Here is an 11617-nt window from a genome sequence, read left to right as displayed (position 1 = left end):
CGGTCATGAAGGGGTGGGCGGAACCGCGCGAGCCTAAACCAGATTCACTGCCCGCCATGTTGCAGTCGGGCGGACGGAATGGATCCCCGGCGGGGAGGCGGGCGGGGGGACGGGCCCTCCGTGGCAGAGGCGCCGCGGCGCACGAGGGTGCGCTGGCCTCCGTTTGTGTTGGAAGGCTGTGGAGGAGACATGCGGGCGTGCGCCAGTCTCCTGAGGAAGTCCTGGAACACGGGCCGTGTTCCGAGGTCCGCCTGGTCGCCGCGTCCTACTGAACAGGTGTCTCCGCATGTCGGAGGCTGCAGCCATACTCAATCTGCTCGGTCACTCGGAGAAGCCACCCGTGGCACACAACCGTATGCGTCGCCTTGCCATCGTCATCGGAATTGACGCCTACCCGCCGCCGCAGACGCGGCTTCGCGGCTGCGTGGGCGACGCCCGACGCTTCGGGCGCTTCCTCTACTCAGCCCGCGGTGGCAGCTTCGAGCAGGTCCTGCCGCTGATGGATCGCGCCGCAAATCTCGCCCAGCTCAGGAGAGTGTTCCGGCAGGCGTCCGAGAGCGCCTGGGACCAGGTCGTCGTCTACTTCTCCGGGCACGGGTCGCACCAGGGCATCCTGACGTGGGATGGGCTCATGGGCTTCGTGGAGCTGGCCCGTTCCATTCGGTCCATCCCTGCGCGTTGGCATCTGCTCGTCCTCGATGCCTGCGAGGCCGGTGCCGTCCACCAGCATTTCGACGGTGTCGGAGGGCTGCCCGCGCCGGAAGACTCGGCGGGTATCTACCTCGATCTGTTGCGTCGAGCGCACCCGGGACTCCGGGTCATTACCGCAGTGGACCGGCAGACGAACGCGACGGAGCGGGGTGCCCAGGGCGTCTTCACCACGGCGTTGCTGAGGGCGGCTCGCGATGCATGGCCGGATCTCGGCTCGCGCGGCGTTTCCGCCGGGCGCGTGTTCCTTAATGCCGCCGGAATTCTCGACCGGGAGGGCGACCCGCTGCCGCAGCGAAGCGGGGGGCTGGACGACTTCCCCCTAGCACTGACGGAGGTGCTCCAGCCCCTGGGCGGAGCCGGTGTCCATCAGCGGCCGTGGCACTTGTGGGGACCTCCTGGTGGCCCCCTGTCGGCACGTGTGGACTTCGCAGTGCGCGTCATCGGGCGCAAGTTGCTGCCCACATTTGTCCATCACGTTTTCCATGACGGAACCGGCTGGAGTTGCGCCTCGCCATCTCACCGAGTCATCCCCCAGCGCAACGACGAGCAGCTCGCGCTCTTCGTCTCGGTGCCGGTCGGTCAGCTTCCGACGGGGCGCTCCGTCGAGTCCCTCATCACCGTGATGGACGAGCGAGACCAGATCGTGGGTCAGCATCGGGTGGTCCAGCAGCCCATTCAGATCCCCATGATTCAGCCTGTCCGGGTTGTGCGCTCCTGGTGAGCCTGTACCTCCTCCATGAATACCCCATCCCCGTCCGCCAACCAGCGCACCTACGTGCTCTTCGGCAAGCAGGTGACGTACGACGTTTCATGCCCGTTTCCGTCCGACCAGCTCCCCGATCTGCGGAAGCACGGGGTTCCCTTCCTTGGCGCCCCGGTTCGAGTGCTCGACCAGGTGATGCTGCTGATTGACGCGAACCGGGTGCTCTCCGCCATCTGGACCAAGGCTCGATATGCGACGGTCGAGACTCGCACGCCCCTGGAAGAGGCTGTTGCTGCCGGCGTGGTTCAGGTGTTCGCCCCTCCCGACCTTCTCCGGGAGGTCGATGACGAACATCTCGCCCGATACCAGCCGTCCAAGATGAGGGAGCCGCTGCCATTTTCCCGCGTGCAAGAGGCAAGGCAGGAGCTGCTCAAGAGCATCCAGATCGTCGAGCCGCCCGACATCTCCTCGCCGGCCATCGAGCGGCTTCGCGCGAGAGACCCCAAGGACGTTGCCTATGCGCAGCTCTTCGAGCACCTCAAGCTCGACGCAGTGCTCTCGCGCGACGCCGACTGGAAGGCCACGGGATATCCTGTCTTCCAAGCCAAGGACCACGACCTGCCCGCGACGCTGAGGAAGTACGCACGCGCCGTCACGGAAGAGATTGGCCGTTTTGGCGTGCTGACGGCTGGAACGTTCCTCACGTTTGAGATGGTCAAGGGCGCATGGAACCTGCTGGACCGCATGCCACCGGCGTTCCGGTGGGCTGGTCGGGCAGCGCTCATCGCTGCAGCGGCGAACCCTGGCACCTACCGGGCCGTGCTGCCGGGAATCGCTGAGTTCTTCAATCAGCTCCAGGCCAAGAGCCAAGAGCGCGCTCAGGCCCAGCAGCTCATTGAGCGAGACATCCAGCCCAACCCTCGCCGGCTGAGCCTCAAGGAGCACGCCCGGCGCGAGCTGGTGAAGGCCCGTGAGCCGCTCAATCTGTCCGAACTCGCGCAGCGAGTCCGAGCTGCGGGAGCCCACAGCCGCAGCAAGAACCTCGAGGCCTATCTGTGCCGGCAGATGAAGGACGACAAGCGCTTCGTCGAGCACTCCGACGGCCGGTGGTCGGTGCGTGAGGCCGCGACCTTATCCGAGCTGTCACCCGCACTCCGGCCGCATGTCCTCTTCACCGAGGGGCTTGTTCAGGGCTGGCGCCGCAAGCAGTGAATCTCCGGTGGCGGAGCCTGGCTTGATAGCACCTGAGTGCTCTTGCGCTACGCCCCATGCTCTAGGGCATCGGCAAGCCAGTAAAGGCGCACGACCTCTCCTGAGCTGAGAATGTTTTTGTAGCCGTCGCGCAGGCGTTGGAGTTCTTCCGGCCCCACTATGTCGATGCCCTGAAACACCTCTGAGATGCTTCGAAGATCCGGGACGACGGCAGTTAGAAATGGCCGCGCCGCTAGTGCATCCGGGCCGAGCGCCGTGAGAAACCGGAACATCCTCGTCAACGTCTCGACAACTCGTTCAACCACCTCGCGCATGCGCTCTTGTTCGACACGCGCGAATTCAGTGAGGACCTCCCGCCCCAACGTATCCACCTCTACATCTGCAAGGGAATCCACTACATGCGCGAACTCATCGAGCATCAGACCAAATTGTCCTAGTGCCGCCTGGAAATCCTCGGCCCAAGAGATACGAGAATGGGTCCAACGCTCGATTCCAAGTCCGTCCCATGTCTCTTCTGGGACCGGGTGTAGGGCCTGATTCCACCAGCCGAGTTCTTCCGGGCGATTGCAAATGAGCGTGAGTGCGGAAAATGCCCAGGCGGAGGAGGCAATTGCCCGACCACGAAAGGTAGGGATAATGACGATGTGCTGCCACGTCGTGCGTACCACATGCAGAAGTGGCAGGCCGATCTTATCCCGAGCGAGAGCAGAATGCAGGATGCGGAGTAACGCCTCACGCGCCGGGTGCAGGGTGAGAGGACTGTCCATATCGAGCACCAGCCACAGGGCTGGCCCCTGGTTCCAACTCGCGCCTACCGCAAGAATTCGAGCCGTCGCCTGCTGCTCGGCGAGCGCTTTGAATCCTACGAGCAGATCGCCCCGGATGAGCTCGAGAGCTTTCTCGACCCTGCTTTGCGCCAAGCGGAGGGGCTGTCGCACGTCACCTCGCGCGGGAGCAGTCGTGAACATCAGCCACAAGGCCCGCACAGCGTGCAGCGTTTCCTCCTCACGTGTTTCCAGCACGGCCAGTTCGCCCTCGTCTAAGAAGCGGGCTAGGCGGGCCCGGAACTCGCGGCGTAGGGCTGGAAGCTTCGCGAGTGCATCCGACAGGTTCGACATGGGCAGGTTCGTGTCGAGCTTCTGGCGGTCCCGCTTTTGTAGCACCGTGCGCGCGACCTCGGTTTGCGCGGCGTTGCCCCGGATTAAGAGCGGTTGGAGCAGCAGCGCGTCGAGCGCCTGTTTCAGGAAGTTCGAGAGAGAGCGCTCGTAGTCGCGCAGAAGCGAGACGTAGGGCTTGTGTCGTAGCAGCGCGACTTGATGATCTCGCCCGTATGAGACCGTCGGCGCGGCTTGGTCATTTCCTTCTGAGGAGAAGCCCCATTCATCCACTGCGGCCTGTGGGAGGAGTTGTGTTCGCAACGCAATGCGCCTCCGGCTACCCTCATAGTCTTCCCAATCGGGTCGGCCTGCACGGACCAGCGGCTTGGCGTCTCTTCCCTGGAAATATTCTTCGAGTGCGACTCGAATCATTTGTAGCAGGCGCACTAGCTCTTGTCGTATCGCAAGCACCTCTCGTGCATGCGCCTCCCAGGTAGCCGGCCGGTCCGAATAGCTGGCGAGGTTCAGAAACATGTTGTTGATACGAGCGGCCCACTCAGGTGGCAGGTACCCGGCTTCGATATTCTTGACCGTTTCGTCGAAATCGACGGGAAGCATGCTGAAGCGATGTCCATATCCCTGGGTGGCATACACGCTCCGGACGGGAAAGACTCCCCTGAGCAAGTTAGCGCACCGTATTGCGATCGCATGGAACAGGTTCTGGTCATTCAACTCTGGTGCAGTGGAAAGACCAAACTCTCTGGGAATGATAACGAAGTGCGCCTTGATCCGTTGACCGTCGTCATCCAACCGGACGATCCGAAGCTCTCGGCGAATACGCTCGAGCAATCTTGGACGCAGGGACTCCAACCGATCGGACACTTGCGCATCCACATGGAAGGAGCATGCGTATGCGACGTCCACCGCAGTCTCCAGGGGAAGTTCATTCAGTGCGGAGGCGTAGGCCTCAAGCAGTTCTCCCAGCCCGGGAAGCGGGAGCTTATACCAAGCGGCGCGGAATACGACCTCGGCGGTGTCGATCCAACCCTCAGCGCTGGCGGGGGCCTTCAATTGCCACGTCACATTACGCAACCACCGGCTTGCGGCTGCAAAGATCTCGGTGGGGTCGCTTTGCCGGGCCTGAAGCTCCCGCCAAGCCTGTTTGCGCTCCTCCGAGATGATATTTAGCTCTTCGAGTGGGTTCGTCATGAGCCCTGGAGCGGCTCCTCGCACATTGCCTACGTCAACTTTTAACGCCACCCACCAGGCTTTCCCGTAGTGTTTCTTGGCCTCGGCAAGAACAGCCGCATCATGGGTCACGTAGTCAGACAACCCCCACCACACGAGCGCGCGGCAGACCTGCGCAACCCCCTCCCAAGACAGCGGCTTCAGTGACGAGAGCGCCTGCTGGAGCGTGTCGCTGGCGTTTGAGTGGCGAGAAAAGGCGTTGAGCAGGAACTCGCCGAGGTCACATTCCACCATCTGCGAGAGGCTGCGGGTTGCCACTTCGGCCCAAGGGGTGAAAACGGGATCCGTGAGCAAGCCAACGAGAATCTCCGAGCGAACCGGGTGTAGGCCCTCCACCAAGCGGCCTGCCGAGTCTGGGCGAATGAGGTACTCGCGCTCAAGCCTCTGCACGCTCAGGAGCGGCTCGGACAATTCGAGGTCTCGGGCGAGAAGGACCAGATCCAGACGGGCACCGTAGGCGGAGGCGACTGCCACCCTGCGCAGCAGTTCCATCTCCGCGCGGGGTCTAACGCCTCGCTGGACCTCATCGCTCAGCCTGCGCACCTGTTGCCCAAGCCGCCCCTTGAGAGTATCGTGATGAGTGACGAGATAGGTGAACTCCAGCAGAGGTCCGCCGCCGAATCTTTCCCAGACTTCCTCGAAGTCCAAGTGCTTGGACCGAGGAGTCCGCTCAAGAAGTAGCGAATAGATCGACCGCGCCTCGTTTTCCTCGAACTGAAGCTTTACTTCCTCGAACAGCAAGTCCGCACCGCTGATACTTGCTCGCAGCCAGTCCTCCTCGCGAATAGTCACGAGGATTCGTGCGGAGGGATGCCCGCTGAGCGACTGTACGAGGTCCGTCCAGGCCGTATCGCCTGGAGTCACGTCGATATAGATGTAGCTGACCGCACCAATGTTGGAGAGGTGCCCCAGCAGGGCCCGTGCGATGTTGAGGGCGTGACGACGATCCTGCACCAGCCGTACTTCAAAGCGGCTCGCTGCGGGGACATGGTCATGCAGGAACCGATACGCGAGCGTACTTTTGCCCTGCCCGGAAGCGCCACGGACTACGACGACCCGTGAGCTGTCGAAGGCAGCCTTGAGCATGGCCAGGAGTCCTGGTCGTACGATATCGACGCCCGCGAGGATGTGTTCGTAACGGGTGGAAACGCCTTGGTAGAACTCCTTGTCCAACTCATTTTTAGGGAGGACGCTTATATCCTCAAGGGGCCTTACCGCCGTGAACCATTCGGCTTGGTGTGCATCTCGCTCTTTGAGGAATCGACCTACGGCGAGAAGCCGCTCTTGCAACTCGCTTCGCGTGATTGTCGCGCGTTCCTCCGCCGCCTGAAACAGCCAAGCATGTAGCACGTCAAAGGCAGAGACTGGATCGCACCCTGTGACAGTCTCTTTCAGGATGGCGAAGATAGCAGCTTCCAGCTCTGTCTCGTTGGCGGTGTCGAGTCGCACCGTCGCCAACAGTTCCTGAGCCTGGGCTGGCGTATAGTCCCAGGACTCGAACAGTTCCAACGCGTGAGCCCGATGCGCCGGATCGCCCGCCCATGCCGCCTGCATTTCAGCCCCGTATGGGCCAAAGGACACAATGCTCTCGCGCGCCTCCGGAAACGAGGCACGCCGACGAAGCACGCGTCTGAAGAAGGAATCCGCCTTCTGTGGTTTAAGGTGTGACAGAGACAGGGCGGTTGCGTACGCCTTTAACTGGATAACCTCCAGGATGTGCCCTTCGCCATCCAGGATGTCGAGATCCTCGTGTCCCTCAAGCCGGAAGGATTTCGCGTTATCCGCCGGCTGCAACAGGCGGTAGAGGGTGTACAGCGATTGAAGCCGGTACCCCCTGAGTGCGGCTTGAGCGCCAGGCTCGGCCAAGGAAGACCTCCACTTTAATCGAGTCTCGTTGAATTGAGTATGCCACATCGGTGCGCCTACAGTGCAGCCGGCTGAAGTAAACTCCTGCCTTTGTGGCTCTTTGAGGATGCTTCAGGCGAGGGGCTGCTACTGCATTGACTCACAACCACGGTTCTCGGTTGGGCCCGCACCGGCACCAACCCCACAGGCCGCGTGGGTAATCCGGGCATTCCAGGATGCGTGCATCTGCTCTTGACCGTCAAGCAGGCCAGCCCCTTCGGCTACCTCAAAGGTGCGACGGAATAGCCGGTCCGCTCCAATCCTGGGTTACGCACCTTTATGGCGCCTCCACCATCGCGGCCAATGGCAGCGGGCGTCAGTCGAGGAACCGGCGCTCCCAGCGGCGCATGTCCTCCGGTGTGAAGCCGCGCAAACGGCGGCGATCGAGGAAGAGCCAGGGCTCCAGCAGGCGCGCGAGCTCGCGGTAGGGGGCCAGCGTGCGCTCGGGTTCGGTGGTGCCTGCCTCGGGCCAGGAGCCCAGGGTGATGACGGCACGGTCGCCGTCCAGGGCCTGCACGGTGGTTTCCGGGGAGCGCAGCCGGGAGCCCAGGCCGGAGACGCCGCCGACTTCCTGGAGCACAGGCGGACCGAGGAAGGTGAGCCACTGCACCGCCTTGAGTCGCGCTCCTAGCTTTGTGGATGTGCTCTCCCAGGTCGAGATGTCCAGTCCCGGGTATTCGAAGCACAGCTCCCGCACATGCCGGGTCATTCCGACAAGCCACTCGTTGAAATGGAAGCAGAGTCCCGCATGGCCTGACTGGAAGGGCAGTCGTGCGCCCAGTTCGATGGCCAGCTCGCGGACCCGAGCCGGGCCATGCTCCTCCAAGTACTCCGTGGGCACCCAGCATGAGAGAGAGGTCAGCTCGCCAGGCGAGGCGTCATAATCGGGCAGATCGAACGGCCGACCCTGATAGCCGAACTCGTACCCGGTCCTTGCATCGGGCCGTTCAGCCAGCTTGAGCTGGGTCCCCTCCATCTGGAGCAGTTCGTCATGGACGAACGACCATCCGGTGTCGTCCAGCTTCTGCCAGTCACCTGCGTAGTCGACGTACCAGCCCAACAGGCGGGGGCCAATGGCTCGTCGATAGGTTTCCAGGGCGTTCAGCACCGACCGCGCCACGTCACGATGCGCAGTTCGCATGTAGAAGGTGATGTTCACGCTGTCCCTGATGGTCAGGTATCGCTCGCCCTCGAATTCACTGTAGAGGCGGATGCGCGGATAGCGGTCGTTCATCTGTTGATCCCGAGGATGGGGCTCACGAGCGCTGGAGTCTCGTCACCGCCCAGGGCTTCTTTGTACATCCTTCCCTGGTCCTTGAATTGATAGGGGTGCCGTGGTGGGTAGAGCCTCCACTGGACGTCCAGGTCATTCGCGCAAGGAAACTTGAAGTCGTAGACGGCCTGCACCTTCAGCGGGTTTCCCGTCTCATGAATCACGAAATCCGGCACCAGCGTCCCCAGCAACAGGTGCTGCCATCCCGCCTGGAGCCATTCCTCCACCTGTTCCCGGCTGATCAACCGCGTCTGTTTCGTCTTCACGTTATATGCGTAGCGTGGCTCGATGCTGTAGCCACCCTGCATGAACGCATCCAGCTCCCTTCGGACGCATTCGAATGCGTCCTCATGCTTGAGGCGCCCCAACTCCACGGAGAGCTTCACCTCCTGATTCCAGGGGTTCTTCACCTTCTCCTCGCACTGTTCGAGCGTGGGCCGCTTTCCCTGGCCGAACATCCGCTCGTTGACCTGAAAGTGCGCTGCCTTGACGCAGTCCACCAGGATGGACTCGACACGATGGAGTTCCGCCGCGCTCAGCAGCCGCAGCGCGGCGGAGGCCGTGCGTGCCACACTCGCCGCACGCGCCAGCCACGGCAGCACCGCGTCTTCGCCCACTGCCGTGTAGCACGCGGGATTGCGCATGCAGACGCTGGTCGCCGAGTCCGCCGTCTGCGCGAAGTGCCTCGGCCCGCCGCGTCCCGAGGGAGCCGCGGTGCCACATCCCACCAACATCAAACTGGCCGTGAGCAACCACACGGCATGAACGGACCGCACGGGTTCTCCTCCGGGACACGCCTCTCCCGCGTGCCAGGAGCCTAACCCGCATCACATGACGGAAGGCTGCTCCACGCCCGCCCCGCGCTCCTGCGCCGCCCGTGCCAGCAGCTCGCGCACCTCTTCATCCGAGGTCTGCGCGAAGTCGCGGTACCACAGGCCCACGGCGTAGAACGGCTCCGGCATGCGAGCGCAGATGACCTCGTCCGCCTCGGCCGCCAGGTCCTCGCACGACTCCGTCGCCCCCACGGGCACCGCGACCACGATGCGCTCGGGCCCCTGATGGCGCAGCGCCGCCACCGCGGCGCGCATCGTCGTGCCCGTGGCCAGGCCATCGTCCACGAGAATCACCGTGCGCCCGCGCACGTCCGGCGGCGGCCGTCCTTCCCGGTACCGCAGCTCGCGCCGCTGCAGCTCCAGCCCCTCGCGCTCCGCCGTGGCGTCAATCTGCGCGTCGGAGACGTGCAGCTCGTCCACCACCTCGCGATTGATGACCCGCACGCCCCCGGAGGCAATCGCCCCCATCGCCAGCTCCTCGTGGTGGGGCGCGCCCAGCTTGCGCACCAGGAACACGTCCAGCGGAGCCCCCAGCCTCCGAGCGACTTCATAGGCCACCGGCAAGCCACCCCTCGGCAGCGCCAGCACCACCGTGTCCGGCCGGTGCGCGTAGGGCCCCAGCAGGCCCGCGAGCACGAGGCCTCCCTCGTATCGGTCCAGGAACTCGGGCCCTCGCATGTTCCGCTCCTCCCGCCCCCCACTCGGGACGCGTCTCTCCCTCGAAGTTGATCACCTCGCGGGAGGAGGGGAACGGACCCCACGCGCACGGGGGCCGCTCCCGAGGCCTGCGGAGACACCACCGCTCGGCCGGAACGAAGTCGGCCCCGTCGTGCCTACGCGATGATCTCCGGCCTGCCCGGCTGCGTGGGCATGGGCGGATCATGAATCCCCGGCGGGGAGATGTCCGGCGGCTTGGGCGGCTCGATTTCCGGAGGCGCGCGCGTGGGCGGCTCGATTTCCGGAGGCGCGCGCGTGGGCGGCTCACGCTCGGGTGGCTTCCCCGGCTCCGGGTCCTTCACGGGGCTACCGGGCGTCGTCGGCGGTACGGCCATACGTCGGGTCTCCTGACTCCATGAGGTTCGACAGCCCGTACACCTTGCTCACCCCCGGGCAGACAGGCACCGCCACCGTCGCCTGTTCAACGAGCCCGAATCCCGAGCGCCTGCCCGTCCGCCCGGGGACCGGGCACGCCTTCGAGACACACCCACGACTCGCCCTTCCTGGCTGCTGCACCGCGCCATCGCCGCCTTCACGTTCCGTTGAAGGAAAGCCAAGACGAGGAGGCACGCGATGAAGGCTGCCTGGTGGAGCATTGGGGGCATCGGAGTGGGGGCGGGGGTGATGTACTGGTCCGACCCGCGCAGCGGACGGTGGCGGCGCTCGCACCTGCAGGGCCACGCCGTCCACGCCGCGCATCAGGCCAGCGGCGCGGTGGGCATCGTGGCCAGGGACCTGTCCCACCGCACGCGAGGCCTCTTCTTCGAGTCCTTCCGCCTGCTGCGCTCCCGTCCGGTGGATGACGTGACGCTGGAGGAGCGCGTGCGCTCGGCGCTGGGCCGCGTGTGCTCGCACCCCGGCGCCATCCGCGTCACCTCCCGGGACGGCACCCTCCTGCTGGAGGGCGCCATCCTGTATCCCGAGCTCCGGCGCGTGGTGCAGCGCATCGGCCGCGTGCGCGGCGTGCGAGGCCTGGACAACCGGCTGGCCCCGTACCCCGAGCCCGGCAACCACCCGGACCTGCAGGGCGGCGTGCCGCGCCCCGGCGAGACGTGGCCCTTCACCCAGCGGCACTGGTCCCCCACGGCACGCCTGTTCGGAGCGCTCGGAGGGCTGGCGCTGACGGGGTGGGGCTTCTCGCAACGGGGGCTCCTCGCCGCGGTGGCGCGCATCGGCGGACTGGGGCTGAGCATCCGTGCCCTCACCAACCTGGACACGCGGCGACTGACGGGCGTGGGCGCCGGCACGCGCGCCATCACCCTCCACAAGGACATCACGGTGAATGCACCGGTGGAGGAGGTGTTCGCCTTCTGGAGCGCGATGCAGAACTTCCCGCGCTTCATGACCCACGTGGACGAGGTCCGCGTGGAGGAGGACGAGCGCTCGCACTGGAAGGTGCAGGGTCCCGCCGGCCTGCGCTTCGAATGGGATGCCTACATCACCAAGCGCATCCCCAACCGCATCCTCGCGTGGCGCAGCGCGGAGGGCACGGCGGTGCCCAACTCCGGCATCATCCACTTCGAGCCCACGCCCCAGGGCGGCACGCGCGTGGACATCCGCCTCGCGTACAACCCGCCCGCGGGCGCCATCGGCCACGCGTTCGCGAAGCTGCTGGGCGCCGACCCGAAGAAGCAGATGGACGACGACCTGCTGCGCTTCAAGTCGCTCCTGGAGCGCGGCAAGGCCACCGGCCACGAGACGGTGACGCGAGAGCAGCTCTCGCCCGAGCGACTGTCACCGACGGTGCAATGACACCTCTCCGCCCCCGCTCACGAGGCGGGGGCGGCCACCTCCCGGGGAAGCCCGCACGGCAGCCGCACGGTGAACACGGTGCCCTCCTCCCCGGAGGAGGTCGCGGTGATGCTCCCGCCGTGCGCCAGCACGAGCTGCTGGACGATGTATAGCCCCAGCCCCAGGC

At 64.9% G+C, this 11617-nt stretch carries 10 protein-coding genes; 4 read left to right on the top strand and 6 right to left on the bottom strand.

Annotation, left to right across the window (positions count from 1 at the left end; all coding sequences use genetic code 11):
* Positions 1 to 286: 286 nt before the first annotated feature.
* Together HG543_RS45365 and HG543_RS45360 are read left to right on the top strand one after the other, a co-directional pair.
* Positions 287 to 1432, top strand: coding sequence for a caspase family protein (locus HG543_RS45365; protein WP_169351200.1), 1146 nt, complete (start codon positions 287 to 289; stop codon positions 1430 to 1432).
* A 15-nt stretch (positions 1433 to 1447) separates the two neighbouring features.
* Entirely contained in the window at positions 1448 to 2626 is a 1179-nt protein-coding gene (locus HG543_RS45360; RefSeq protein ID WP_169351199.1) for a winged helix-turn-helix domain-containing protein, read from the top strand.
* Between the two features lie 47 nt (positions 2627 to 2673).
* Here the strand turns inward: HG543_RS45360 and HG543_RS45355 are convergent, their stop codons facing one another.
* The 3 genes from HG543_RS45355 to HG543_RS45345 form a co-directional block, all read right to left on the bottom strand.
* Complete coding sequence (locus tag HG543_RS45355) at positions 2674 to 6837, bottom strand: hypothetical protein (RefSeq protein ID WP_169351198.1); 4164 nt, start codon at positions 6835 to 6837, stop codon at positions 2674 to 2676.
* A 355-nt stretch (positions 6838 to 7192) separates the two neighbouring features.
* Positions 7193 to 8110, bottom strand: coding sequence for a type VI immunity family protein (locus HG543_RS45350; protein WP_169351197.1), 918 nt, complete (start codon positions 8108 to 8110; stop codon positions 7193 to 7195).
* Complete coding sequence (locus HG543_RS45345; RefSeq protein WP_169351196.1) at positions 8107 to 8751, bottom strand: hypothetical protein; 645 nt, start codon at positions 8749 to 8751, stop codon at positions 8107 to 8109. The genes HG543_RS45350 and HG543_RS45345 overlap by 4 nt, the downstream gene beginning before the upstream one ends.
* Positions 8752 to 8791: 40 nt before the next feature.
* Between HG543_RS45345 and HG543_RS56650 the strand changes: the two genes are divergently transcribed.
* Positions 8792 to 8914 (top strand): hypothetical protein, encoded by a 123-nt coding sequence (locus tag HG543_RS56650; RefSeq protein ID WP_281404535.1) that lies wholly within the window; start codon positions 8792 to 8794, stop codon positions 8912 to 8914.
* A 62-nt stretch (positions 8915 to 8976) separates the two neighbouring features.
* Here HG543_RS56650 and HG543_RS45340 read toward each other — a convergent pair whose 3' ends face one another.
* Positions 8977 to 9660 (bottom strand): phosphoribosyltransferase, encoded by a 684-nt coding sequence (locus HG543_RS45340; RefSeq protein ID WP_169351195.1) that lies wholly within the window; start codon positions 9658 to 9660, stop codon positions 8977 to 8979.
* A gap of 155 nt (positions 9661 to 9815) precedes the next feature.
* Entirely contained in the window at positions 9816 to 10034 is a 219-nt protein-coding gene (locus HG543_RS45335) for a hypothetical protein (protein ID WP_169351194.1), read from the bottom strand.
* Positions 10035 to 10272: 238 nt separating this feature from the next.
* Between HG543_RS45335 and HG543_RS45330 the strand changes: the two genes are divergently transcribed.
* Positions 10273 to 11451: an SRPBCC family protein gene (locus HG543_RS45330; protein ID WP_169351193.1), complete on the top strand. Its 1179-nt coding sequence runs from the start codon at positions 10273 to 10275 to the stop codon at positions 11449 to 11451.
* A gap of 17 nt (positions 11452 to 11468) precedes the next feature.
* On the opposite strand, the gene HG543_RS45325 is transcribed toward HG543_RS45330, so the two are convergent.
* A complete protein-coding gene (locus HG543_RS45325) occupies positions 11469 to 11609 on the bottom strand; it encodes an ATP-binding protein (RefSeq protein ID WP_343073596.1) in 141 nt (46 codons plus the stop codon).
* Positions 11610 to 11617 lie beyond the last annotated feature (8 nt).

This window comes from Pyxidicoccus fallax (assembly GCF_012933655.1).
In the GTDB taxonomy this organism is placed as follows: Bacteria; Myxococcota; Myxococcia; order Myxococcales; family Myxococcaceae; genus Myxococcus; species Myxococcus fallax.
This window is presented reverse-complemented; position numbering and strand designations above follow the sequence as displayed.